This is a genomic window from Bacillus sp. SRI_025 (assembly GCF_057592095.1).
Map to the genome: position 1 here is coordinate 24,312 of NZ_JBYEGB010000008.1, position 24,824 is coordinate 49,135.

Consider the following 24,824-nt stretch of genomic DNA (forward strand, 5'->3'; position numbering starts at 1 on the left):
GCCCCTTGCTAGATGTGAACAATTTTGAGTATATGAACATCGGTCTCGCATCACCTGATAAAATCCGTTCTTGGTCTTTTGGTGAAGTGAAAAAGCCTGAAACGATTAACTATCGTACACTGAAACCTGAAAAAGATGGTCTCTTTTGTGAACGTATCTTCGGACCACAAAAAGACTGGGAATGTCATTGTGGGAAGTATAAACGCGTTCGGTATAAGGGTGTTGTATGTGACCGTTGTGGTGTAGAAGTAACACGGGCAAAAGTCCGTCGTGAGAGAATGGGGCATATCGAACTGGCTGCCCCAGTTTCCCACATTTGGTATTTCAAAGGTATCCCAAGCCGTATGGGTCTTGTTCTTGATATGTCACCACGTGCGTTAGAAGAAGTGATCTACTTCGCTTCTTACGTCGTGACAGATCCGGGCAACACACCGCTTGAGAAGAAACAACTTCTTTCTGAGAAAGAATTCCGTGCTTATTTAGATAAATACGGTAATACATTCCAAGCAGCTATGGGTGCAGAAGCAATCAACAAACTTCTTCAAGATATCGATCTTGTAAAAGAAGTAGATACACTGAAAGAAGAGCTGAAAACTGCTCAAGGACAGCGTCGTACACGTGCGATCAAACGCCTTGAAGTATTAGAAGCCTTCCGTAACTCAGGAAACAAACCATCTTGGATGATTCTTGATGTACTTCCGGTAATTCCGCCAGAATTACGTCCAATGGTTCAGCTTGATGGTGGACGTTTTGCTACTTCTGACTTGAACGACCTTTATCGTCGTGTCATCAACCGTAACAATCGTCTGAAGCGTTTATTAGATCTTGGAGCGCCAAGCATCATCGTTCAGAACGAGAAGCGTATGCTTCAAGAAGCTGTCGATGCCTTGATTGATAATGGACGTAGAGGCCGACCAGTAACAGGACCAGGAAATAGACCATTGAAATCTCTTTCTCACATGCTGAAAGGGAAACAAGGACGTTTCCGTCAAAACTTGCTTGGTAAACGTGTTGACTATTCTGGACGTTCCGTTATCGTCGTAGGACCACATTTGAAAATGTATCAGTGTGGACTTCCGAAAGAAATGGCTCTTGAATTATTCAAACCATTCGTGATGAAGGAGCTTGTTGAAAAAGGATTAGCTCACAACATCAAGAGTGCGAAGCGTAAAATTGAGCGCGTGCAGCCAGAAGTATGGGATGTTTTAGAATCAGTTATTCGTGAGCATCCAGTCTTACTAAACCGCGCACCGACTCTTCACAGACTTGGTATTCAAGCGTTTGAACCTACACTTGTGGAAGGACGCGCAATTCGTCTGCATCCACTTGTATGTACAGCCTACAACGCTGACTTTGACGGTGACCAAATGGCGGTTCACGTACCATTATCTGCTGAAGCTCAAGCTGAAGCTCGTATCTTAATGCTTGCTGCTCAAAACATTTTGAACCCGAAAGATGGAAAACCAGTTGTTACGCCATCTCAGGATATGGTGCTTGGTAACTACTACCTTACACTTGAGCGCAAAGGTGCTATCGGAGAAGGTATGGTCTTCAAAGATACTGACGAAGCCCTTCTTGCTTATCAAAATGGTTATGTGCATCTTCATACACGTGTAGCTGTTGCAGCTAGCTCGTTGAAGAATGTGACATTCACTGATGAACAGCGTTCTAAATTGTTGATTACAACAGTTGGAAAACTGATCTTTAACGAAATCTTACCGGAATCATTCCCATACATGAATGAGCCGACAAAGAGCAATATTGAAGAAAAAACGCCTGATCGTTTCTTCCTTGAAAAAGGTGAGGATGTAAAAGCTGCGATCGAGAAACAAGAAATCAATGCGCCGTTCAAAAAAGGTATTTTAGGTAAAATCATTGCAGAAATCTTTAAGAGATTCCATATCACTGAGACATCTAAAATGCTTGACCGCATGAAAAATCTTGGTTTCAGATACTCTACTAAAGCCGGTATTACGGTTGGTGTGTCTGATATCGTCGTATTAGATGATAAGCAGCAAATTCTTGAAGAAGCACAAGCAAAAGTAGATAACGTCATGAAGCAATTCAGACGTGGTTTGATTACTGAAGAAGAGCGTTATGAGAGAGTGATTTCAATCTGGAGTTCTTCTAAAGATGTCATCCAAGGTAAACTGATGAAGTCCCTTGATGAAGTCAACCCAATCTACATGATGAGTGACTCCGGAGCGCGTGGTAACGCATCTAACTTCACTCAGCTGGCTGGTATGCGTGGTCTGATGGCCAACCCGGCTGGACGTATCATTGAACTTCCGATTAAATCTAGTTTCCGTGAAGGTTTAACCGTATTGGAATACTTTATTTCCACTCACGGTGCGCGTAAAGGTCTTGCCGATACAGCCCTTAAAACAGCTGACTCAGGTTACCTCACGCGTCGTCTCGTTGACGTTGCACAGGATGTCATCATCCGTGAAACAGATTGCGGTACAGACCGTGGAATCTTGGCGAAGTCCATTAAAGAAGGAAATGAAATTATTGAGAAGCTTGAAGAACGTCTAATCGGACGTTTTGCAAGAAAACCAATTGTTCATCCTGAAACAGGCGAAGTCATTGTAGCCGAAAACGAACTAATTGATGAAGATAAAGCACTTGAAGTAGTTGAAGCAGGAATTGAGGAAGTATGGATCCGTTCTGCATTTACATGTAACACGCCTCATGGTGTATGTAAACGATGCTACGGCCGTAACCTTGCAACTGGTACTGACGTTGAAGTCGGTGAAGCAGTTGGAATCATCGCTGCACAATCAATCGGTGAGCCAGGAACTCAGCTTACAATGCGTACGTTCCACACCGGTGGGGTAGCAGGAGACGATATCACTCAAGGTCTACCTCGTATCCAAGAGCTGTTTGAAGCGCGTAATCCGAAAGGGCAAGCGACAATTTCTGAAATTGATGGTGTCGTTGCTGAAATTAACGATGTTCGTGACAAGCAGCAGGAAATTGTGGTTCAAGGCGAAGTTGAAACTCGCTCTTACACAGCTCCTTACAATGCACGTCTAAAAGTTGTTGAAGGTGACAAAGTCACTCGTGGTCAAGTGCTTACAGAAGGTTCAATCGATCCGAAAGAACTTCTTAAAGTGACTGACATGACAGCTGTTCAAGAATATCTGCTTCATGAAGTACAAAAAGTATACCGTATGCAAGGGGTAGAAATCGGAGATAAGCACGTAGAGGTAATGGTTCGCCAAATGCTTCGCAAAGTGCGTGTCGCTGATGCAGGGGATACAGACGTATTACCAGGCACACTTCTTGATGTACATCAATTCACTGAAGCAAACAAAAAAGTACTATTCGAAGGCAAACGTCCTGCAACAGGCCGTCCAGTTCTTCTTGGTATTACAAAAGCTTCGCTTGAAACAGACTCATTCTTGTCTGCGGCATCCTTCCAAGAAACGACTCGTGTCCTAACAGATGCAGCGATCAAAGGAAAACGTGATGAACTGCTTGGCTTGAAAGAGAATGTTATCATTGGTAAACTTGTTCCTGCTGGAACGGGAATGCCGAACTACCGTAAAGTTAAGCCGGTTTCGCAAGTGCAGCCGTCTGACGACATGGTTCCTGTAGAGTAATCTTTCTCGTGAGATTCCTATAAAATCATCAAAAAATGGTGAAGGATGTCAAGATAATCTGTCATATCATATTGACATCCTTCTGCCATGATGATAATATAACCAAGGTGCTCAAAATAAAACCTGTTACTTTGGAGGATATTCGATGTCTTATGATAAAGTATCACAGGCTCAATCCATTATTATTGGTACGAAGCAAACAGTAAAAGCTCTGAAACGAGATTCAGTAAAGGAAGTCGTCGTAGCGAAAGATGCTGATCCTGCTTTAACTGCTAGTGTATTGAAACTAGCGCAAGAGAAGGGTGTAGACATTTTAGTGGTAGATTCCATGAAAAAGCTCGGCAAGGCCTGCGGAATTGAAGTTGGGGCAGCAGCTGTTGCCATTATGTTATAGCGTACTTGTTTTGTTTTTGCATGCTTAAAATGCAAAAGCATTGTTTTTTGCCTTTTGATGAACCACCTGGGTATGTGGGTTATAAAAAAAGTAATGAAGGGAGGAATAACAACATGCCTACAATTAATCAGCTAATACGCAAAGGACGCGTGAGTAAAGTTGAAAACTCAAAGTCTCCTGCACTTAACAAAGGATACAACAGTTTCAAAAAAGAGCACACTAACGTAACATCTCCACAGAAGCGCGGGGTTTGTACTCGTGTCGGTACAATGACACCGAAAAAACCAAACTCAGCACTACGTAAATATGCTCGTGTACGTTTGTCTAACCTGATTGAGGTAACAGCTTACATTCCTGGTATCGGACATAACCTACAAGAGCACAGTGTAGTACTTATCCGTGGCGGACGTGTAAAAGACTTACCGGGTGTACGTTACCACATCGTTCGTGGTGCGCTTGATACTGCCGGAGTTGACGGTCGTATGCAAGGACGTTCTAAATACGGAACAAAACGCCCTAAACAAAGCAAATAATATAAACAAACATAAGGGTTTTTAGAAGTTGATAACAGATCAGTGGAGTCAGGAAGCTGACAATGATATTGAGATGAGAGACAGATAGAAATCCTTTTAAAAGAGAAGGGAGGCTATTCAGATGCCACGTAAAGGTCCTGTAGCAAAAAGAGACGTATTGCCAGATCCAATTTACAATTCTAAACTTGTATCTCGTTTGATCAACAAAATGATGATCGACGGTAAAAGAGGAAAGTCACAAACTATTCTCTACAAGTCATTTGATATCATCAAAGAACGTACTGGTAATGAAGCGATGGAGGTTTTCGAACAAGCCTTGAAAAACATCATGCCAGTTCTTGAAGTTAAAGCACGTCGTGTAGGTGGAGCTAACTACCAAGTTCCTGTAGAAGTTCGCCCAGACCGTCGTACTACTTTAGGTCTTCGCTGGTTAGTAAACTACGCTCGTCTTCGTGGAGAAAAAACGATGGAAGAGCGTCTTGCTAACGAAATCCTTGACGCAGCTAACAACACTGGTGCTGCTGTTAAGAAACGTGAAGACACACACAAAATGGCAGAAGCGAACAAAGCATTCGCTCACTACCGCTGGTAGGATTTATACCAAACTAAAAAAACTATTCCCTAATGAGGAAGGAGAAATTACCCAATGGCAAGAGAGTTCTCCTTAGACAAAACTCGTAATATTGGTATCATGGCTCACATCGATGCCGGTAAAACGACAACGACTGAGCGTATCTTGTACTACACTGGTCGTATCCATAAAATTGGTGAAACTCACGAAGGAGCTTCACAAATGGACTGGATGGAGCAGGAGCAAGAACGTGGTATTACAATCACTTCTGCTGCTACTACAGCACAATGGAAAGGTTACCGTGTAAACATCATCGATACACCAGGACACGTAGACTTCACTGTTGAAGTTGAACGTTCTTTACGTGTACTTGATGGTGCGGTTGCTGTCCTTGATGCACAATCAGGTGTAGAGCCACAAACTGAAACAGTTTGGCGCCAAGCAACAACTTACGGAGTACCTCGTATCGTATTCGTTAACAAAATGGATAAAACCGGTGCGGACTTCCTTTACTCTGTAAGCACATTAAGAGATCGTCTTCAAGCGAACGCTCATGCAATTCAATTGCCGATCGGCGCTGAAGATCAATTCGAAGGAATCATCGACCTTGTAGAAAACGTAGCATACTTCTACGAAGATGACCTTGGAACTCGCTCTGATGCACAAGAAATCCCTGCAGAGTATAAAGACAAAGCTGAAGAGCTTCGCAGCAGCCTAATTGAAGCTGTCGCTGAGCTTGATGAAGAGCTTATGGAAAAATACCTTGAGGGTGAAGAAATCACAATTCCTGAATTGAAAGCTGCAATCCGTAAAGGAACATTGAATGTTGAATTCTACCCAGTTCTTGTTGGATCTGCTTTCAAAAACAAAGGTGTTCAGCTTGTACTTGACGCTGTGCTTGACTACCTTCCTGCACCAACTGATGTTGCTGCAATCAAAGGTATCCTGCCAGATTCAAATGAAGAGGTTGTTCGTGAGTCTACTGATGACGCACCATTCGCAGCTCTTGCATTTAAAGTTATGACTGACCCTTATGTTGGGAAACTAACTTTCTTCCGCGTATACTCTGGAACACTTGATTCTGGTTCATACGTGAAGAACTCTTCTAAGAACAAGCGTGAACGTGTTGGACGTATCCTTCAAATGCACGCAAACAGCCGTGAAGAAATCTCTACTGTATACGCAGGGGATATCGCAGCAGCTGTAGGTCTTAAAGATACATCTACTGGTGACACTCTTTGTGACGAGAAAGATCTTGTTATCCTTGAGTCTATGGAATTCCCAGAGCCAGTTATCGATGTAGCTATCGAGCCTAAATCAAAGGCTGACCAAGATAAAATGGGTATCGCTTTAGCTAAACTAGCTGAAGAGGATCCAACATTCCGTACACAAACAAACCCTGAAACTGGTCAAACGATCATCTCTGGTATGGGTGAGCTTCACCTTGATATCATTGTTGACCGTATGAAGCGTGAGTTCAAGGTTGAAGCTAACGTAGGTGCTCCTCAAGTTGCGTACCGTGAAACATTCCGTTCTGGTGCAAAAGTTGAAGGTAAATTCGTACGTCAGTCTGGTGGACGCGGTCAGTTCGGACACGTTTGGATCGAATTCGAACCAAACGAAGAAGGCGCAGGCTTTGAATTTGAAAATGCAATCGTCGGTGGGGTTGTTCCACGTGAATACATCCCAGCAATTCAAGCAGGTCTTGAAGATTCACTTGAAAATGGTGTATTAGCTGGATTCCCATTAATCGACATCAAAGCAAAATTATTTGATGGATCTTACCACGATGTTGACTCGAACGAAATGGCGTTCAAAATTGCTGCATCTATGGCATTGAAAAATGCTGTCAGCAAATGTAACCCAGTTCTACTTGAGCCAATGATGAAAGTGGAAGTTGTTATCCCTGAAGAATACATGGGAGACATCATGGGTGATATCACATCTCGTCGTGGACGTGTAGAAGGTATGGAAGCTCGCGGTAACGCTCAAGTTGTTCGCGCTATGGTTCCACTTTCTGAAATGTTCGGATATGCAACTGCACTCCGTTCTAACACACAAGGACGCGGTACTTTCACTATGCACATGGATCACTACGAAGAAGTGCCTAAGAGCATCAGTGAAGAAATCATCAAAAAAAATAAAGGTGAATAATTGATTTTGCCTTTAAACTAAAGTATAACTACTATTGAAGATCAGAAAGTGAGAGGTAACTCTTCACTTTCTATCACTCTATACCAAATACAATGAACCTTTAAGGAGGATTTTTAGAATGGCTAAAGAAAAATTCGACCGTTCCAAATCGCATGCTAACATTGGTACAATTGGACACGTTGACCATGGTAAAACAACTCTAACTGCTGCTATCTCAACAGTTCTTCATAAGAAGTCTGGTAAAGGTACAGCTATGGCTTATGACCAAATCGATGGTGCTCCAGAAGAGCGCGAGCGTGGAATCACAATCTCAACTGCACACGTTGAGTATGAAACTGAAACTCGTCACTATGCACACGTAGACTGCCCAGGACACGCTGACTATGTTAAAAACATGATCACTGGTGCTGCTCAAATGGACGGCGCGATCTTAGTAGTATCTGCTGCTGACGGTCCAATGCCACAAACACGTGAGCACATCCTACTTTCTCGTAACGTAGGTGTACCTTACATCGTAGTATTCCTTAACAAATGTGACATGGTTGACGATGAAGAGTTACTTGAACTTGTTGAAATGGAAGTTCGTGACCTTCTTTCTGACTATGACTTCCCTGGTGACGATGTACCAGTTATCAAAGGTTCTGCTCTTAAAGCTCTTGAAGGAGATGCTGATTACGAAGCAAAAATCTTTGAACTTATGGATGCGGTTGATGAGTACATCCCAACTCCAGAGCGTGACACTGAGAAGCCATTCATGATGCCAGTTGAGGACGTATTCTCAATCACTGGTCGTGGAACAGTTGCTACTGGTCGTGTTGAGCGTGGACAAGTTAAAGTCGGTGACGAAGTTGAAATCATCGGTCTTCAAGAAGAAAACGGTAAAACAACTGTTACAGGTGTTGAAATGTTCCGTAAACTTCTTGACTATGCTGAAGCTGGTGACAACATCGGTGCACTACTTCGTGGTGTATCTCGTGAAGATATCCAACGTGGTCAAGTACTTGCTAAACCAGGTACAATCACTCCACATAGCCGTTTCAAAGCTGAAGTTTATGTACTTTCTAAAGAAGAGGGTGGACGTCATACTCCATTCTTCGCTAACTACCGTCCGCAGTTCTACTTCCGTACAACTGACGTAACTGGTATCGTACATCTTCCAGAAGGTACTGAAATGGTAATGCCTGGCGATAACACTGAGATGGAAGTTGAACTTATCTCTACTATCGCTATCGAAGAAGGAACTCGTTTCTCTATCCGTGAGGGTGGACGTACTGTAGGTTCTGGTGTCGTTTCAACTATCATTAAGTAATTAAACATACAAAAGAGACTCCTTGCAAAAGGGTCTCTTTTTTTGCTTTTCCAGATCAGAACGGCTACTATAAGCTATAGAATCTAAATGGAACCGAGAGGATCGCTGGAATGGCAAAGACATATTTAAAAAAATGGTTGATCGGCGGGATTGACCAATGGATTATGATGAAAGAAGATGAGACGAGTGAAACAAAGCCTATACTCTTATTTTTACACGGCGGGCCCGGCTCAGCTCAAATCAGTTATATTGATTCCTTTCACGAGGAGCTTGATCAGGACTTTACAGTTGTCCATTGGGATCAGCGAGGCGCAGGACTTTCCTATCAAGAGAATCTTCCCGATGCATCGATGACCATTAAGCAATTTATAGAAGACACGATTGAACTGACTGAGAAGCTCCTATCATATCTAGGTCACTCAAAATTGTATATCGCAGGATACTCGTGGGGATCATTAATTGCCATACAAGCAGTACATAAGCGTCCAGATCTTTATCATGCTTATTACGGGATTAGTCAGGTAGTAGACGTGTTAAAGGAAGATATCGTATCGTACGACCTTCTTATGAAGAAATACCATCGTAATTGGCTGTTTACTGGGTGTCTGCGATTACTGACGCCGCCTCCTTGGAAACGGACATCAGCTCATGCCTTGTTCTCTCTATATAAAGAGTTTGCAAGCGTAGGTCTCACGCATAGATGGAAGCCGGTTTTTGAAATGCTAAAAGGGTTTCTTTTTAGTAAGCAATATCAGCTGAAAGATAAATTGAAGTTCATGAAAGGGCAGAAGTTTAGTCAAGACAAGCTATGGAATCAGCTCATGAATGAGAGTATTCAATACCGAGTTTCTACTATATTAATACCGTGCTACTTTCTCATTGGTGATCACGACATGATTACCCCAGCTGCTGTATCAAAACCATATGTTGATCAATTAAAAGCACCCATCAAAGAATGGTTTACCTTTAAAGACTCTGCCCATTCCCCGCACATCGAGGAGCCAGATGAATTTATACGTATCATCAGAAAGACTGCTATACATCATCTTCAGGGAAAGCTTGATTTATAGGCTGAATCCCTGTATAATATGAAAAGTGTGCAAATCATAAATTTATCCGATTTATTATTGCAACACGCAGGCCAATTTGGTACAATAGTGCATGTTGGTCTTTGACTGCGATGAAGTGAGAGGTTGCTGACACACCCGGCCGCTTTGCCATGGCGAGGTGATCAGGTTTTTCTCACGGAGAACTGTCTAACGTAAGTAGGCGAAAAGGAGGGAAAATAATGGCAAAACAAAAAATTCGTATTCGTTTAAAAGCATATGATCATAGAATTCTTGATCAATCTGCTGAGAAGATTGTTGAAACGGCTAAGCGTTCTGGTGCTAGTGTATCTGGTCCAATCCCGCTTCCAACTGAAAAATCAGTTTACACAATCCTTCGTGCGGTGCATAAGTACAAAGATTCTCGTGAGCAATTCGAGATGCGTACTCACAAACGTCTAATCGACATCGTGAATCCAACTCCACAAACAGTTGATGCACTTATGCGTTTAGATTTACCATCTGGTGTAGATATCGAAATCAAACTTTAATTCAAATAGAAAACACATATTATAGGAGGTGTGACTAATGACCAAAGGAATCTTAGGTAGAAAAATTGGTATGACGCAAGTATTCGCAGAAAACGGTGATCTTATCCCTGTAACTGTTGTTGAGGCTGCTGCTAACGTTGTTCTTCAAAAGAAGACTGTTGACACGGATGGCTATGAAGCAATCCAAATCGGTTTTGATGACAAACGTGAAAAGCTTTCTAACAAACCAGAGAAAGGCCACGTTGCTAAAGCGGAAACTGCTCCTAAGCGCTTCGTAAAAGAATTACGCGGTGCGGAGTTAGATGCGTATGAAGTTGGTCAGGAAGTCAAAGTTGATATTTTCGCAAATGGAGATATCGTAGATGTAACAGGAACATCAAAAGGTAAAGGATTCCAAGGGGCTATCAAACGCCACGGACAATCACGCGGACCAATGACTCACGGTTCACGTTACCATCGTCGTCCTGGTTCAATGGGACCTGTTGATCCAAACCGTGTATTCAAAGGTAAACTTCTTCCAGGTCGTATGGGCGGAGAGCAAATCACTGTCCAAAACCTTGAGATCGTTAAAGTTGATGCAGAACGCAATCTTCTATTGATCAAAGGAAACGTACCAGGAGCTAAAAAATCTCTAGTAACTGTAAAGAGTGCAGTTAAATCTAAATAACTCTCTTAGGAAAGGAGGAAACAAGTCATGCCAAAAGTAGCATTATTTAACCAAAACGGTTCTACTAACGGTGAAATCGAATTAAACGCTTCTGTGTTTGGAATTGAGCCAAACGAAAGCGTAGTATTCGATGCTATTCTTATGCAAAGAGCTTCCTTACGTCAAGGAACTCACAAAGTAAAAACTCGTTCTGAAGTACGTGGCGGAGGTCGTAAGCCTTGGAGGCAGAAGGGTACAGGTCGTGCTCGTCAAGGTTCTATCCGTTCACCACAATGGCGCGGAGGCGGTATCGTATTCGGTCCAACACCACGCAGCTATTCTTATAAATTACCTAAAAAAGTTCGCCGCTTGGCTATCAAGTCAGTATTGTCTTCTAAAGTAATCGACAACAACATCATCGTTCTTGAAGATCTGACTCTTGATGCAGTGAAAACGAAAGAATTCGCAGGCATCCTTAAAGGATTATCTGTTGAGAAGAAAGCGTTGATCGTCACTGCGGATGCAAACGAAACAGTTGCTTTATCTGCTCGTAACATCCCTGGAGTAACAGTTGTTGAAGCTAACGGTATCAACGTTCTTGACGTTGTCAACCACGACAAACTTCTGATCACTAAAGCAGCGGTTGAAAAAGTAGAGGAGGGACTTGCATAATGAAAGATCCTCGTGATGTTCTAAAGCGCCCTATCATTACTGAACGTTCTGCTGATCTAATGACAGAGAAGAAGTACACGTTCGAAGTTGATGTCAGAGCTAACAAAACAGAAGTGAAAGACGCTGTTGAAGAAATCTTTGGAGTGAAAGTTGAGAAAGTCAACGTTCAAAACTACAAAGGAAAATCAAAACGCGTTGGACGCTACACTGGTATGACTAGCCGTCGCAGAAAAGCGATCGTGAAATTAACTGCTGACAGCAAAGAAATCGAAATTTTTGAAGCGTAAATCTTAAAAAGAAGGAGGGAAATTCAAAATGGCGATTAAAAAGTATAAACCAACCAGTAATGGTCGTCGTGGCATGACTACTTCAGATTTTGCTGAAATCACGACTGACAAACCAGAAAAATCGTTGCTTGCACCGCTACACAAAAAAGGCGGACGTAACAACCAAGGTAGATTGACTGTTCGTCATCAAGGTGGCGGTCACAAACGTCAATACCGTATCATCGACTTTAAGCGTGATAAAGACGGTATACCTGGACGCGTTGCTACAATCGAGTATGATCCAAACCGTTCAGCGAACATCGCTCTTGTAAACTATGCAGATGGTGAGAAACGTTACATTCTTGCTCCGAAAGGAATCCAAGTTGGTACTGAAGTTACTTCTGGACCAGAAGCTGACATCAAACCAGGTAATGCTCTTCCACTTATCAACATCCCAGTTGGTACAGTTGTGCATAACATTGAATTAAAACCAGGTAAAGGTGGACAATTAGTTCGTTCTGCTGGTACTTCTGCTCAAGTTCTAGGTAAAGAAGGTAAATACGTTCTTGTACGTTTGAACTCAGGAGAAGTTCGCATGATTCTTTCTGCTTGCCGTGCGACTATCGGTCAAGTTGGAAACGAGCAACACGAATTAATTAACATCGGTAAAGCTGGACGTTCTCGCTGGAAAGGCGTACGCCCAACAGTTCGTGGTTCTGTAATGAACCCTAACGATCACCCACACGGTGGTGGTGAAGGACGCGCTCCAATCGGACGTAAATCACCAATGTCTCCATGGGGTAAACCGACTCTTGGATTCAAGACTCGTAAGAAAACCAACAAGTCTGATAAATTCATTGTACGTCGTCGTAAAAACAAGTAACGGGGTTGTCTACGGTTCATTTAGGACCGTAGTTCAATCACGAAGGGAGGTTCCACAATGGCTCGCAGCTTAAAAAAAGGACCATTTGTTGATGATCATTTGATGGCTAAAGTCGAGAAATTGAATGAAACTGACAAAAAGCAAGTCGTAAAAACTTGGTCTCGTCGTTCTACAATTTTCCCACAATTCATCGGTCACACAATCGCTGTCTATGACGGACGCAAACATGTACCTGTTTTCATTTCTGAAGATATGGTAGGTCACAAATTGGGCGAATTCGCACCAAGCCGTACTTACAAAGGTCATGCTAGTGACGATAAAAAAACAAGACGCTAATGAGAGGAGGCTTTTAAATGCAAGCTAAAGCTGTCGCAAGAACAGTCCGTATTGCTCCTCGTAAAGCACGTCTAGTAATGGACCTGATCCGAGGTAAGCAAGTAGGAGAAGCAGTTTCTATCTTAAACCTTACACCTAAGGCTGCTTCACCAATTATTGAAAAAGTATTAAAATCTGCTATCGCAAACGCTGAGCACAACTACGAGTTGGACGCTAACAGCCTAGTGATTACTCAAGCATTCGTTGACGAAGGTCCAACACTTAAGAGATTCCGTCCACGTGCTATGGGTCGTGCGAGCGCAATTAACAAACGTACTAGCCACATTACAATCGTTGTATCAGAAAAGAAGGAGGGATAATCCGTGGGTCAAAAGGTAAATCCAGTAGGTCTTCGTATTGGCGTCATTCGTGATTGGGAATCTAAATGGTTCGCAGGAAAAGATTACGCTGACTTCTTACATGAAGACTTGAAAATCCGTGAATTCATCAGCAAGCGTTTGTCTGACGCGTCTGTTTCTAAAGTAGAAATCGAACGTGCTGCAAACCGCGTAAATATCACAATCCACACGGCTAAACCAGGTATGGTAATTGGTAAAGGCGGATCTGAAGTTGAAGCACTTCGTAAAGCTCTTAACAGCCTAACTGGCAAACGTGTACACATCAACATTCTTGAAATCAAGAGAGCAGATCTTGATGCTCAGCTAGTTGCTGAAAACATCGCTCGTCAACTTGAAAACCGTATTTCATTCCGTCGTGCACAAAAACAAACAATCCAACGCACAATGCGTGCTGGAGCACAAGGAATCAAAACAATGGTTTCTGGTCGTCTTGGCGGTGCAGATATTGCTCGTTCTGAATATTACAGTGAAGGTACTGTTCCATTGCACACACTTCGTGCTGACATCGACTATGCTACTGCTGAAGCTGATACTACTTATGGTAAGCTTGGCGTAAAAGTATGGATCTATCGTGGAGAAGTCCTTCCAACTAAGAAGAATACTGCGGAAGGAGGAAAATAATATGTTATTGCCAAAACGCGTGAAGTATCGCAGAGAACATCGTGGAAAAATGCGTGGTCGTGCAAAAGGCGGTACTGAAGTACATTTCGGTGAGTACGGTATCCAAGCTCTTGAAGCTTCTTGGATCACAAACCGTCAAATCGAAGCTGCTCGTATTGCTATGACTCGTTACATGAAACGTGGCGGTAAAGTTTGGATTAAAATTTTCCCTTCTAAGCCATACACAGCTAAACCTCTAGAGGTCCGCATGGGTTCCGGTAAAGGTGCTCCAGAAGGATGGGTAGCTGTAGTAAAACCGGGCAAAGTTTTATTTGAAATTTCTGGTGTGTCTGAAGAAGTGGCTCGTGAAGCTCTTCGTCTTGCATCTCACAAATTGCCAATTAAAACGAAGTTCGTAAAACGTGAAGAAATTGGTGGTGAATCAAATGAAAGCTAATGAAATTCGTGACCTTACCACTGCTGAAATTGAACAAAAAGTAAAGTCTCTTAAAGAAGAACTTTTCAATCTTCGTTTCCAATTAGCGACTGGGCAGCTTGAAAATACTGCTCGCATTCGTGAAGTGCGTAAATCAATCGCACGCATGAAAACTGTGATTCGTCAAAGAGAAATCGCTGCTAATAAATAATAATTAGAGGGGAGGCCCCGCAAACATGAGCGAACGTAACCAACGTAAAGTGTATCAAGGTCGTGTTGTTTCTGACAAAATGGATAAAACCATCACTGTTGTAGTTGAAACATACAAAAAGCATTCACTTTATGGCAAACGTGTAAGATACTCTAAAAAGTTCAAAGCACATGATGAAAACAACCAAGCAAAAATCGGAGACATCGTAAAGGTCATGGAAACTCGTCCTTTATCTGCGACTAAACGCTTTCGTCTAGTTGAAGTTGTCGAAGAAGCCGTTATTATCTAATAAAGTTCGGATTTCTTTTTCCGAAAGGAGGTAACATTAATGATTCAACAGGAGACTCGTTTAAAAGTAGCTGACAACTCTGGCGCACGCGAAGTACTAACGATTAAAGTTCTTGGTGGCTCTGGACGTAAAACGGCTAACATCGGTGATGTCATTGTTTGTACGGTTAAACAAGCAACACCTGGAGGCGTTGTCAAAAAAGGTGAAGTTGTGAAAGCAGTTATCGTTCGTACTAAGAGCGGAGCTCGCAGAAACGATGGATCTTACATCAGTTTCGACGAAAATGCTTGTGTCATCATCCGTGACGACAAGAGCCCACGTGGAACTCGTATCTTCGGACCAGTAGCACGTGAACTTCGTGAAAACAACTATATGAAAATTGTTTCTCTAGCACCAGAAGTACTTTAATGAATACAATCCGCGACTCAAGGAGGTGCGATTAAATGCATGTTAAAAAGGGCGATAAAGTAGTGGTTATCTCTGGTAAAGATAAAGGTAAACAAGGTGTCATCCTTGCTGCTTTCCCTAAAAAGGAACGTGTTTTAGTAGAAGGTATTAACCTTGTGAAAAAACACTCTAAACCAACCCAAGCTAACCCTCAAGGCGGGATTTCTGAACAAGAAGCGCCGATCCACGTATCAAACGTAATGCCGCTTGATCCTAAAACGGGTGAAGTGACACGTGTTGGGTATAAAGTTGAGGACGGAAAGAAAGTCCGTGTAGCGAAAAAATCTGGGCAAGTTCTAGATAAATAGTAAATAAGGAAGGGAGGTCTTTCTCATGAACCGCCTTAAAGAAAAGTATGTAAAAGAAATTACACCTGCATTAGTTTCTAAGTTTGAATACACTTCAGTAATGCAAGTGCCAAAAATCGAAAAAATCGTGATCAACATGGGTGTTGGTGACGCCGTTCAAAACGCTAAAGCAATCGATACTGCTGTTGAAGAATTAACGTTTATCGCTGGTCAAAAACCTGTCGTTACTCGTGCGAAGAAGTCTATTGCTGGATTCCGTCTACGTGAAGGAATGCCAATCGGTGCGAAAGTAACACTTCGCGGAGAGCGCATGTATGATTTCCTTGATAAACTTATTTCTGTGTCTTTACCACGTGTACGTGACTTCCGCGGGATTTCTAAGAAATCTTTCGACGGTCGTGGAAACTACACGCTTGGTATTAAAGAACAGTTAATCTTCCCAGAAATTGATTACGATAAAGTAACAAAGGTCCGCGGTATGGATATCGTTATCGTTACTACTGCCAATACGGACGAAGAAGCACGTGAGTTATTAACTCAAGTAGGTATGCCGTTCCAGAAATAATCAATGAAAGGGAGGCGAAATCGTGGCTAAAAAGTCTATGATTGCGAAACAACAACGCAAACAAAAGTTTAAAGTTCAAGAGTATACGCGCTGCGAACGTTGTGGACGTCCACATTCAGTTATTCGTAAGTTTAAACTTTGCCGTATTTGTTTCCGCGAACTTGCATATAAAGGACAAATTCCTGGCGTTAAAAAAGCCAGCTGGTAATCCCCATAAATGGGAAGGAGGTTATTAAATAATGGTTATGACAGATCCGATTGCAGATTTGCTGACTCGTATTCGCAATGCGAACATGGTACGTCATGAGAAGCTAGAAGTACCGGCTTCAAAAATCAAAAGAGAAATTGCTGAAATCTTAAAGCGTGAAGGTTTTATCCGTGACGTTGAGTACGTCGAAGACAGCAAACAAGGAATTATCCGTTTGTTCCTTAAATACGGCCAAAACAACGAACGTGTTATCACTGGTCTTAAAAGAATCAGTAAACCTGGTTTACGCGTATATGCGAAATCAAATGAAGTACCACGTGTACTTAACGGACTTGGAATCGCAATTATTTCAACATCACAAGGTGTTTTATCGGACAAAGAAGCCCGTGCTAAACAAGCTGGTGGAGAAGTACTTGCTTACGTATGGTAAAAAAAGTTTAAGATGAATGGAGGTGCTTGGTATGTCTCGTATAGGTAAAAAACTAATCGAGATCCCTTCAGGAGTAACTGTGACAAACAACGATAACACAGTGACAGTAAAGGGACCAAAAGGTGAACTAACTCGTGCATTTCACCCTGATATGGAAATTAAAATTGAGGACAACGTCTTAACTGTAAGCCGTCCGTCTGAAAATAAAGAACACCGTGCATTACATGGTACAACACGTAGCTTGATTGCAAACATGGTTGAAGGTGTATCTAAAGGTTTCGAAAGAGGTTTAGAACTTATCGGTGTCGGTTACCGTGCAGCTAAATCTGGAAACAAACTTGTTCTTAACGTTGGATACTCTCACCCAGTTGAAATCGTTCCTGAGGCTGGAGTTGAAGTAGAAGTTCCATCTCAAACGAAAGTAATCGTTAAAGGTATCGATAAAGAGCGTGTAGGAGCTCTAGCTTCTAACATCCGCGCTGTCCGTGCTCCAGAGCCTTACAAAGGTAAAGGAATTCGTTACGAAGGTGAATTCGTTCGCCGTAAAGAAGGAAAAACTGGTAAGTAAGATCGCTTAAAGTGAAGAAAGGAGTGACTCGGATGATTACGAAAACTAGCAAAAACGCTACTCGTCTTAAAAGACATGCTCGTGTTCGTGCGAAACTTTCAGGTACTGCTGAAAGACCTCGCCTTAACGTTTTCCGTTCTAACAAGAATATCTACGCTCAAGTAATTGATGATGTTAACGGTGTAACACTTGTAAGTGCTTCTACTCTTGATAAAGAGTTAAAGATCGAGAATAGTTCTGACACTGCAGCTGCTACGAAAGTTGGCGAACTTGTTGCAAAACGTGCTGTTGAAAAAGGAATCTCTAACGTGGTATTTGACCGCGGAGGATACCTATATCATGGACGTGTAAAAGCTCTAGCTGAAGCTGCTCGTGAGGCTGGACTTAAATTTTAATAAAAGAAGGAGGGACACATCCGAATGAGTCGTATTGACCCAAGCAAATTAGAGTTAGAAGAACGCTTAGTTACGGTTAACCGCGTAGCGAAAGTTGTTAAAGGTGGACGTCGTTTCCGTTTTGCAGCTTTAGTTGTTGTCGGTGACAAAAACGGTCATGTAGGTTTCGGTACTGGTAAAGCACAAGAAGTACCAGAAGCGATCCGCAAAGCTGTTGAAGATGCGAAAAAGAATTTAATTGAAGTACCAATGGTTGGAACTACAATTCCACATGAAATCATCGGTCGATTCGGTGCAGGAAACGTTCTATTGAAGCCTGCTTCAGAAGGTACAGGAGTTATCGCTGGAGGCCCAGTGCGTGCGGTACTTGAGCTTGCTGGTCTAGCTGATATCCTTTCTAAATCTCTAGGTTCTAATACACCGATCAACATGATCCGCGCAACACTTCAAGGTTTAAGTGAGCTTAAACGTGCTGAAGATGTAGCGAAGCTTCGTGGAAAATCTGTAGAAGACCTGTTAGGATAAGGAGGGAACAATAATGGCAAATAAATTAGAAATTACCCTCAAACGCAGTGTAATCGGTCGCCCAGAAGATCAGCGTGTCACTGTTCGTACTCTTGGTCTTAAGAAAACAAACCAAACAGTCGTACATGAAGACAATGCAGCGATCCGCGGCATGATTAACAAGGTGTCTCATTTAGTTTCTGTTAAAGAACAATAAAACATTTTTAATCGATAAGGAGGTGCCCAAATGAAACTTCATGAATTGAAGCCTTCAGAAGGTTCACGTAAAGTACGCAACCGTGTTGGTCGTGGTATCGGATCAGGTAACGGTAAAACTTCTGGTAAAGGTCATAAAGGTCAAAACGCTCGTTCTGGCGGCGGTGTACGCCCTGGTTTCGAAGGTGGTCAGATGCCTTTATTCCAACGCCTTCCAAAACGTGGTTTTACAAACATCAACCGTAAAGATTACGCGGTAATCAACTTAGACAGATTAAACAGTTTTGACGAAGGAACGGAAGTAACTCCTGAACTTCTTCTAGAGACTGGTGCAATAAGCAAGTTAAAAGCAGGAGTAAAAATTCTTGGCAACGGTAAATTAGAAAAAAAATTAACTGTAAAAGCCAATAAATTCTCTGCTTCTGCGAAAGAAGCGATTGAAGCTGCTGGCGGTACAGCCGAGGTGATCTAACTTGTTTAAGACAATCTCCAATTTTATGCGCGTGAAAGATATACGGAATAAGATTATATTCACACTTTTAATGTTAGTCGTCTTTCGTATAGGTGCTTTCATCCCTGTGCCTAATGTGAACGCCGAAGTTCTCCAGGCACAGGATCAAATGAGTGTTTTCGGAATCCTCAACACGTTTGGGGGCGGGGCACTTTTCCAATTCTCCATTCTTGCAATGGGGATTATGCCGTATATCACTGCTTCGATCATCATTCAGCTCTTGCAGATGGATGTTGTTCCGAAGTTTACTGAGTGGTCAAAGCAAGGAGAGGTTGGCCGCCGAAAATTAGCACAATTCACAAGGTATTTTACAATTGTTCTAGGATTTATCCAGGCGTTAGGAATGTCATATGGATTCAACAATATGGCAGGAGGCATGCTGATTGAAAACCCAGGTGTATCAACGTATCTCTTAATTGCGGTCGTACTCACTGCGGGAACAGCATTTTTAATGTGGCTGGGCGAGCAGATTACTGCTCACGGTGTTGGTAACGGTATTTCGATTATTATCTTTGCCGGTATCATCGCTGGTATCCCTCAAACATTAAAACAAGTGTACGCTCAACAATTTGTAGGTGGAGATGGACAGCTGTTCATGCAAATCCTTAAAATTGCCCTTATTGTAATTGCCATTCTTGTCATTGTTATCGGTGTTATTTACATTCAAATGGCAGTGAGAAAGATTGCAATTCAATATTCAAAAGGTACTGGTCGTGCACAAATGTCTGCTAGTCAAGCAACGCACCTTCCATTGAAAGTGAATCCAGCAGGGGTGATTCCAGTCATCTTTGCCGTTTCTTTCATTATTACTCCGCAGACGATCGCATCGTTCTTCGGAACCAATAATGTGACAACTTGGATAACCAACAACTTTGACTATACTAAGCCAATCGGTATGACGATTTATGTAGCACTGATTGTTGCTTTCACATATTTTTATGCCTTTGTCCAAGTCAATCCTGAACAAATGGCTGAAAATCTGCAAAAGCAGGGTGGCTATATCCCGGGAGTTCGTCCAGGGAAAATGACTCAAGATAGAATTACGAGCATTTTGTACCGACTCACGTTTGTGGGCGCCATTTTCTTAGCCGTGATTTCAATACTTCCTATCTTTTTCATTCAATTCGCTGGATTACCTTCCGCTGCACAAATTGGCGGCACAAGTCTTCTCATTGTTGTAGGTGTTGCACTTGAAACAATGAAACAGCTTGAAAGCCAATTAGTGAAACGAAATTACCGTGGATTTATGAAATAAACCAGAGGGCTGGGCAGCTGCCCAACCTCTCTAAGTAAGGAAGGGGAAATCCGAAATGAACTTAGTCTTAATGGGGCTTCCGGGTGCTGGTAAAGGCACTCAGGCAGAACGAATTGTTGATGATTATGGGATCCCTCATATCTCAACAGGAGATATGTTCCGCGCTGCTATGAAAGAGGAGACACAACTTGGGCTCGAAGCAAAATCCTTTATCGATAAAGGAGAGCTTGTTCCTGATGAGGTCACAATCGGTATTGTTAGAGAAAGACTTGGCAAAAATGATTGTGAACAAGGTTTTCTTCTGGACGGATTTCCGCGAACAGTCGCTCAGGCTGAAGCTTTAGAAGAAATTCTAAAGGACCTTGGCAGAACGATTGATTATGTCATTAATATTAAAGTCGATAAAGATGCTTTGATGGAGCGTCTGACTGGCCGAAGAATTTGCAAAAATTGCGGAGCAACATATCATTTAGTATTTAATCCACCTGCGAAAGAAAATGTTTGTGACAAGTGTGGAGGCGAGCTTTATCAACGTGCAGATGATAATGCAGAAACCGTTTCGACTAGACTTGAAGTGAACTTAAAGCAGACTGAACCTTTACTGAACTTCTATTCAGAAAAAGGATATCTTGCAAACATTGATGGTGCGAAGCACATTAACGATGTATATGCAGATATCAAGGACCTGCTTGGAGGATTAAATAAATGATTATCTGTAAAACTCCTCGCGAGCTTGAGATTATGAGAGAAGCTGGACGTATTGTCGCACTGACTCATGAAGAGCTGAAGAAACACATAAAACCAGGTATTTCGACAAAAGAATTGGATCAAATTGCCGAACGTTTTATTACAAAGCAGGGTGCAATCCCATCTTTTAAAGGGTATAATGGTTTTCGCGGGAGCATTTGCGTTTCGGTGAATGAAGAACTCGTTCACGGTATTCCTGGTAAACGGGTTTTACGTGATGGTGACATCATTAGTATCGATATTGGCGCAAAGTTAAATGGCTATCATGGTGACTCTGCTTGGACTTATCCAGTTGGGGTAATCAGTGATGAAGACCGCAAACTACTGGAAGTCACAGAGGAATCTCTATATAAAGGCTTACAGGAAGCAAAGCCAGGCGAACGTCTGTCGAACATTTCCCATGCCATACAAACGTATGTTGAAAATGAGAATTTTTCAGTTGTTAGAGAATATGTTGGACATGGGGTCGGACAGGATCTTCATGAGGACCCTCAAATTCCTCATTATGGTCCGCCCAACAAAGGCCCACGGCTAAAACCTGGGATGGTGTTGGCCATCGAACCGATGGTGAACGCAGGCAGTCGATATGTGAAAACATTGGCTGATAACTGGACGGTTGTAACGGTTGATGGGAAAAAGTGTGCTCATTTTGAGCATACGATTGCGATTACAGATACAGGTTTTGATATACTGACTAAGATTTAGGTCTTCACTGAAGCCTTTCAGGCCCAAATCGGGCAGGTTGTCTGTATAGTCCAAAGAAAGAACAAGATCAGTATACAGGTGTCATCGGCATGTTCGTTGGCTGCCATGTACTAATCGCAGACGGAGAAAAGCGTAAATTTCATTCTCCTAAGAAAAAATATCAATCATATAACCTTTTATGATTGCGTATCTCCGGAAGTTCAGAACAGTATATTCAAAACAGGTCGGGTGATAGATGAACAATTGAGAGATTCTCATTTGTACATTTGTCAGAGAGCAAGTTACTGATTTGAAGAAGGGAGAACACTTGAATGGCGAAAGACGATGTAATTGAAGTGGAAGGTACTGTAGCAGAAACTTTGCCAAACGCAATGTTCAAAGTTGAACTAGAGAATGGTCATACAGTTTTGGCTCATGTATCAGGAAAAATCCGTATGCACTTCATTCGCATTTTACCTGGAGACAAAGTTACGGTAGAATTATCTCCATATGACTTAACTCGTGGTAGAATTACGTACCGTTACAAATAAAGCAACTCCGGAAGAAGGAGGTTGGAAACACATGAAAGTGAGACCATCTGTTAAACCTATCTGTGAAAAATGTAAAGTGATTCGCAGAAAAGGAAAAGTAATGGTGATCTGTGAAAACCCAAAACATAAACAAAAACAAGGCTAATAACAAGGAGGTGCCCAAATCATGGCTCGTATTGCTGGTGTAGATATTCCACGTGATAAGCGTGTTGTCATTTCTTTAACATATGTTTTTGGAATTGGTCGTACGACTGCGCAACAAGTCCTTAAAGAAGCAGGTGTTTCTGAAGACACTCGCGTTCGCGATCTAACTGAAGACGAACTTGGTAAAATCCGTGATATCATTGACAAACTTAAAGTAGAAGGTGACCTTCGTCGTGAAGTTTCACTTAACATTAAGCGTCTAATTGAAATCGGAAGCTACCGCGGAATCCGTCATCGTAGAGGACTTCCTGTTCGTGGACAAAACACAAAAAACAACGCGCGTACTCGTAAAGGTCCGCGTCGTACTGTAGCTAACAAGAAAAAATAAGTAAAGGAGGTAGTTAAAGAATGGCTGCTGCTCGTAAACAAAATACGCGTAAACGTCGCGTGAAAAAGAATATTGAAGCTGGAATTGCTCATATTCGTTCCACTTTCAACAACACGATTGTAACGATTACTGATGTTCATGGAAACGCAATTTCTTGGTCAAGTGCTGGTGCATTAGGATTCAGAGGTTCTCGTAAATCTACTCCTTTCGCTGCACAAATGGCTGCTGAAACTGCTGCTAAAGGTTCTATCGAACATGGTCTTAAAACACTTGAAGTAACTGTTAAAGGTCCTGGTTCTGGTCGTGAAGCTGCAATTCGTGCGCTTCAAGCTGCTGGTCTTGAAGTTACTGCAATTAGAGACGTAACTCCAGTTCCTCATAACGGATGCCGTCCACCAAAACGTCGCCGCGTGTAATTTGTTTGTATAGATTTTGTGTCCCTGTCAATAATGGGTTATGATACAGTTATTTATGAGACGAATACACGACTCGTTGCCTGAGCACATACGGGACTAAACAATGAGGAATTTCGGATGGAATCTCATATGATTCTATTCGAGGTTTCGACGTTTTGAAGGAGGGTTTTATTAGATGATCGAAATTGAAAAACCAAAAATCGAAACGGTTGAAATCAGCGACGATGCCAAGTATGGCAAGTTTGTCGTAGAGCCACTTGAGCGTGGATATGGTACCACTTTAGGGAACTCCCTTCGTCGTATCCTTTTATCCTCACTTCCTGGTGCAGCTGTAACATCGATCCAGATAGATGGTGTCTTACACGAATTCTCAACGATCGAAGGCGTGGTTGAAGATGTTACAACGATTATCTTAAACATTAAAAAGCTTGCACTCAAAATCTACTCTGAAGAAGAGAAGACGCTTGAAATTGATGTACAAGATGAAGGTACTGTAACAGCTGCTGATATTACACACGACAGCGATATTGAAATCTTAAATCCAGATCTTCACATCGCAACTCTTGGCAAGAATGCGAGCTTCCGTGTTCGCTTAACTGCACAAAGAGGTCGCGGGTATAATCCTGCTGATGCAAACAAAAGAGACGATCAGCCAATCGGTGTGATTCCGATCGACTCAATCTATACACCTGTATCTCGTGTGACTTATCAAGTGGAGAACACCCGTGTTGGGCAAATCACAAACTATGATAAATTAACACTAGATGTATGGACTGATGGAAGCACAGGACCGAAAGAAGCGATCGCTCTAGGTTCTAAGATTTTAACTGAACACCTGAATATTTTCGTTGGGTTAACTGACGAAGCTCAGCATGCTGAAATCATGGTTGAGAAAGAAGAAGACCAAAAAGAAAAAGTGCTTGAAATGACAATTGAAGAGCTTGATCTTTCTGTTCGTTCTTACAACTGTTTGAAGCGTGCGGGTATTAACACTGTTCAAGAGCTTGCTAACAAGACAGAAGAGGATATGATGAAAGTTCGTAACCTTGGACGTAAATCTCTTGAAGAAGTGAAAGCGAAACTAGAAGAACTTGGACTGGGTCTTCGTAAAGACGATTGACTAGTTTCATTGTGAACTAGGATTTTCGTGTGTTTTTTATTCATACAGCATCTCTAATTAAGGAGGGGACATCACATGGCATACAGAAAGCTAGGACGCACTAGTGCACAACGTAAAGCAATGCTTCGTGACCTAACGACTGATTTGATCATCAACGAACGCATCGAAACAACTGAAACACGTGCGAAAGAACTTCGCTCTGTAGTTGAAAAAATGATCACTCTTGGCAAACGCGGAGATCTTCATGCTCGCCGTCAAGCTGCAGCTTACATTCGTAATGAAGTAGCTAACGCTGAAACAAACCAAGATGCACTTCAAAAATTATTCGCTGACGTTGCAACTCGCTACGAAGATCGCCAAGGTGGATACACTCGTATCATGAAGCTTGGACCTCGTCGCGGCGATGGCGCACCAATGGCTGTCATTGAATTAGTTTAATCACATATCGTGTATCTAAGAAAGGGCGG

37 protein-coding genes and 1 pseudogene are annotated in these 24,824 nt (G+C 42.2%); all 38 read left to right on the plus strand.

Translation table 11 applies throughout. The features are described 5' to 3' along the window. Positions 1–5: 5 nt before the first annotated feature. The 38 genes and pseudogenes from rpoC (at position 6) to rplQ (ending at position 24,795) form a co-directional block, all read left to right on the plus strand. Positions 6–3,605 carry a DNA-directed RNA polymerase subunit beta' gene (gene rpoC, locus AC20OE_RS17890; protein ID WP_039175975.1) on the plus strand — a complete coding sequence of 1,200 codons (3,600 nt, stop codon included), beginning with the start codon at positions 6–8 and terminating at the stop codon, positions 3,603–3,605. Between the two features lie 145 nt (positions 3,606–3,750). After that, positions 3,751–3,999, plus strand: coding sequence for a 50S ribosomal protein L7ae-like protein (locus tag AC20OE_RS17895; protein ID WP_024425593.1), 249 nt, complete (start codon positions 3,751–3,753; stop codon positions 3,997–3,999). 113 nt (positions 4,000–4,112) lie between these two features. Beyond that, a complete protein-coding gene (rpsL, locus tag AC20OE_RS17900; protein ID WP_003216962.1) occupies positions 4,113–4,532 on the plus strand; it encodes a 30S ribosomal protein S12 in 420 nt (139 codons plus the stop codon). A 121-nt stretch (positions 4,533–4,653) separates the two neighbouring features. Then, positions 4,654–5,124, plus strand: coding sequence for a 30S ribosomal protein S7 (rpsG, locus tag AC20OE_RS17905; RefSeq protein ID WP_003216884.1), 471 nt, complete (start codon positions 4,654–4,656; stop codon positions 5,122–5,124). Positions 5,125–5,178: 54 nt separating this feature from the next. Then, complete coding sequence (fusA, locus tag AC20OE_RS17910) at positions 5,179–7,257, plus strand: elongation factor G (protein ID WP_048240166.1); 2,079 nt, start codon at positions 5,179–5,181, stop codon at positions 7,255–7,257. Between the two features lie 118 nt (positions 7,258–7,375). Further along, positions 7,376–8,566 (plus strand): elongation factor Tu, encoded by a 1,191-nt coding sequence (tuf, locus tag AC20OE_RS17915; protein WP_034283892.1) that lies wholly within the window; start codon positions 7,376–7,378, stop codon positions 8,564–8,566. Positions 8,567–8,676: 110 nt separating this feature from the next. Then, the gene (locus tag AC20OE_RS17920) at positions 8,677–9,636 is read left to right on the plus strand and encodes an alpha/beta fold hydrolase (protein WP_212044442.1); all 960 of its coding nucleotides are present in this window, start codon (positions 8,677–8,679) and stop codon (positions 9,634–9,636) included. Positions 9,637–9,854: 218 nt separating this feature from the next. After that, entirely contained in the window at positions 9,855–10,163 is a 309-nt protein-coding gene (gene rpsJ / locus AC20OE_RS17925; protein ID WP_003156464.1) for a 30S ribosomal protein S10, read from the plus strand. Positions 10,164–10,200: 37 nt separating this feature from the next. After that, complete coding sequence (gene rplC, locus AC20OE_RS17930; RefSeq protein ID WP_024425597.1) at positions 10,201–10,830, plus strand: 50S ribosomal protein L3; 630 nt, start codon at positions 10,201–10,203, stop codon at positions 10,828–10,830. 27 nt (positions 10,831–10,857) lie between these two features. Further along, positions 10,858–11,481, plus strand: a complete 624-nt coding sequence (gene rplD, locus AC20OE_RS17935; protein ID WP_007496312.1) for a 50S ribosomal protein L4 — start codon at positions 10,858–10,860, stop codon at positions 11,479–11,481. Further along, on the plus strand, positions 11,481–11,768 hold the full coding sequence (rplW, locus tag AC20OE_RS17940) for a 50S ribosomal protein L23 (RefSeq protein WP_003217016.1): 288 nt from the start codon (positions 11,481–11,483) through the stop codon (positions 11,766–11,768). Before rplD ends, rplW begins: the two co-directional genes overlap by 1 nt. A gap of 28 nt (positions 11,769–11,796) precedes the next feature. Continuing rightward, the gene (gene rplB, locus AC20OE_RS17945; protein ID WP_024425599.1) at positions 11,797–12,630 is read left to right on the plus strand and encodes a 50S ribosomal protein L2; all 834 of its coding nucleotides are present in this window, start codon (positions 11,797–11,799) and stop codon (positions 12,628–12,630) included. Between the two features lie 57 nt (positions 12,631–12,687). Beyond that, positions 12,688–12,966, plus strand: a complete 279-nt coding sequence (rpsS, locus tag AC20OE_RS17950; RefSeq protein WP_003216920.1) for a 30S ribosomal protein S19 — start codon at positions 12,688–12,690, stop codon at positions 12,964–12,966. 17 nt (positions 12,967–12,983) lie between these two features. Then, complete coding sequence (gene rplV / locus AC20OE_RS17955; RefSeq protein ID WP_007496316.1) at positions 12,984–13,325, plus strand: 50S ribosomal protein L22; 342 nt, start codon at positions 12,984–12,986, stop codon at positions 13,323–13,325. Between the two features lie 3 nt (positions 13,326–13,328). After that, positions 13,329–13,985, plus strand: a complete 657-nt coding sequence (gene rpsC, locus AC20OE_RS17960; protein WP_003217241.1) for a 30S ribosomal protein S3 — start codon at positions 13,329–13,331, stop codon at positions 13,983–13,985. A 1-nt stretch (position 13,986) separates the two neighbouring features. Beyond that, positions 13,987–14,421 carry a 50S ribosomal protein L16 gene (gene rplP, locus AC20OE_RS17965; RefSeq protein ID WP_003156478.1) on the plus strand — a complete coding sequence of 145 codons (435 nt, stop codon included), beginning with the start codon at positions 13,987–13,989 and terminating at the stop codon, positions 14,419–14,421. Continuing rightward, positions 14,411–14,611 (plus strand): 50S ribosomal protein L29, encoded by a 201-nt coding sequence (gene rpmC / locus AC20OE_RS17970; RefSeq protein ID WP_003217155.1) that lies wholly within the window; start codon positions 14,411–14,413, stop codon positions 14,609–14,611. Before rplP ends, rpmC begins: the two co-directional genes overlap by 11 nt. Positions 14,612–14,636: 25 nt before the next feature. After that, positions 14,637–14,900, plus strand: a complete 264-nt coding sequence (gene rpsQ / locus AC20OE_RS17975; protein WP_003216906.1) for a 30S ribosomal protein S17 — start codon at positions 14,637–14,639, stop codon at positions 14,898–14,900. A 39-nt stretch (positions 14,901–14,939) separates the two neighbouring features. Then, the gene (gene rplN, locus AC20OE_RS17980; RefSeq protein ID WP_003216882.1) at positions 14,940–15,308 is read left to right on the plus strand and encodes a 50S ribosomal protein L14; all 369 of its coding nucleotides are present in this window, start codon (positions 14,940–14,942) and stop codon (positions 15,306–15,308) included. 35 nt (positions 15,309–15,343) lie between these two features. Continuing rightward, positions 15,344–15,655, plus strand: a complete 312-nt coding sequence (gene rplX, locus AC20OE_RS17985) for a 50S ribosomal protein L24 (RefSeq protein WP_008356538.1) — start codon at positions 15,344–15,346, stop codon at positions 15,653–15,655. Between the two features lie 25 nt (positions 15,656–15,680). Next, positions 15,681–16,220 (plus strand): 50S ribosomal protein L5, encoded by a 540-nt coding sequence (gene rplE, locus AC20OE_RS17990; RefSeq protein WP_024425600.1) that lies wholly within the window; start codon positions 15,681–15,683, stop codon positions 16,218–16,220. A 22-nt stretch (positions 16,221–16,242) separates the two neighbouring features. Then, positions 16,243–16,428: a 30S ribosomal protein S14 gene (rpsN, locus tag AC20OE_RS17995; RefSeq protein WP_008356542.1), complete on the plus strand. Its 186-nt coding sequence runs from the start codon at positions 16,243–16,245 to the stop codon at positions 16,426–16,428. A 31-nt stretch (positions 16,429–16,459) separates the two neighbouring features. After that, positions 16,460–16,858, plus strand: a complete 399-nt coding sequence (gene rpsH / locus AC20OE_RS18000) for a 30S ribosomal protein S8 (RefSeq protein WP_007496327.1) — start codon at positions 16,460–16,462, stop codon at positions 16,856–16,858. A gap of 31 nt (positions 16,859–16,889) precedes the next feature. Further along, positions 16,890–17,426: a 50S ribosomal protein L6 gene (rplF, locus tag AC20OE_RS18005; RefSeq protein ID WP_008345395.1), complete on the plus strand. Its 537-nt coding sequence runs from the start codon at positions 16,890–16,892 to the stop codon at positions 17,424–17,426. A gap of 32 nt (positions 17,427–17,458) precedes the next feature. Next, positions 17,459–17,821: a 50S ribosomal protein L18 gene (gene rplR, locus AC20OE_RS18010; RefSeq protein WP_008356544.1), complete on the plus strand. Its 363-nt coding sequence runs from the start codon at positions 17,459–17,461 to the stop codon at positions 17,819–17,821. A gap of 24 nt (positions 17,822–17,845) precedes the next feature. Next, a complete protein-coding gene (gene rpsE / locus AC20OE_RS18015) occupies positions 17,846–18,346 on the plus strand; it encodes a 30S ribosomal protein S5 (protein ID WP_007496332.1) in 501 nt (166 codons plus the stop codon). A 13-nt stretch (positions 18,347–18,359) separates the two neighbouring features. Next, positions 18,360–18,542, plus strand: a complete 183-nt coding sequence (gene rpmD / locus AC20OE_RS18020; RefSeq protein ID WP_003217067.1) for a 50S ribosomal protein L30 — start codon at positions 18,360–18,362, stop codon at positions 18,540–18,542. A gap of 30 nt (positions 18,543–18,572) precedes the next feature. Next, positions 18,573–19,013 (plus strand): 50S ribosomal protein L15, encoded by a 441-nt coding sequence (gene rplO, locus AC20OE_RS18025; RefSeq protein WP_003216888.1) that lies wholly within the window; start codon positions 18,573–18,575, stop codon positions 19,011–19,013. Position 19,014: 1 nt separating this feature from the next. Further along, positions 19,015–20,307: a preprotein translocase subunit SecY gene (gene secY, locus AC20OE_RS18030; protein WP_007496334.1), complete on the plus strand. Its 1,293-nt coding sequence runs from the start codon at positions 19,015–19,017 to the stop codon at positions 20,305–20,307. 55 nt (positions 20,308–20,362) lie between these two features. Continuing rightward, positions 20,363–21,016, plus strand: a complete 654-nt coding sequence (locus AC20OE_RS18035) for an adenylate kinase (RefSeq protein ID WP_024425604.1) — start codon at positions 20,363–20,365, stop codon at positions 21,014–21,016. Continuing rightward, a complete protein-coding gene (gene map / locus AC20OE_RS18040; protein WP_003217210.1) occupies positions 21,013–21,759 on the plus strand; it encodes a type I methionyl aminopeptidase in 747 nt (248 codons plus the stop codon). The genes AC20OE_RS18035 and map overlap by 4 nt, the downstream gene beginning before the upstream one ends. A 27-nt stretch (positions 21,760–21,786) precedes the next feature. Next, positions 21,787–22,093 (plus strand): annotated as a pseudogene (locus AC20OE_RS18045) (KOW domain-containing RNA-binding protein). Continuing rightward, positions 22,071–22,289, plus strand: a complete 219-nt coding sequence (gene infA / locus AC20OE_RS18050) for a translation initiation factor IF-1 (protein ID WP_003217190.1) — start codon at positions 22,071–22,073, stop codon at positions 22,287–22,289. The pseudogene AC20OE_RS18045 and the gene infA overlap by 23 nt, the downstream one beginning before the upstream one ends. Positions 22,290–22,320: 31 nt before the next feature. Continuing rightward, entirely contained in the window at positions 22,321–22,434 is a 114-nt protein-coding gene (gene rpmJ / locus AC20OE_RS18055; protein ID WP_003156543.1) for a 50S ribosomal protein L36, read from the plus strand. Between the two features lie 21 nt (positions 22,435–22,455). Further along, entirely contained in the window at positions 22,456–22,821 is a 366-nt protein-coding gene (rpsM, locus tag AC20OE_RS18060) for a 30S ribosomal protein S13 (protein ID WP_003217023.1), read from the plus strand. 20 nt (positions 22,822–22,841) lie between these two features. Beyond that, positions 22,842–23,237: a 30S ribosomal protein S11 gene (rpsK, locus tag AC20OE_RS18065; RefSeq protein WP_003217231.1), complete on the plus strand. Its 396-nt coding sequence runs from the start codon at positions 22,842–22,844 to the stop codon at positions 23,235–23,237. Positions 23,238–23,412: 175 nt separating this feature from the next. Then, positions 23,413–24,357, plus strand: a complete 945-nt coding sequence (locus AC20OE_RS18070; RefSeq protein WP_003217009.1) for a DNA-directed RNA polymerase subunit alpha — start codon at positions 23,413–23,415, stop codon at positions 24,355–24,357. Between the two features lie 75 nt (positions 24,358–24,432). Further along, positions 24,433–24,795 carry a 50S ribosomal protein L17 gene (gene rplQ, locus AC20OE_RS18075; RefSeq protein WP_003216944.1) on the plus strand — a complete coding sequence of 121 codons (363 nt, stop codon included), beginning with the start codon at positions 24,433–24,435 and terminating at the stop codon, positions 24,793–24,795. The last annotated feature ends 29 nt before the right edge of the window (positions 24,796–24,824 follow it).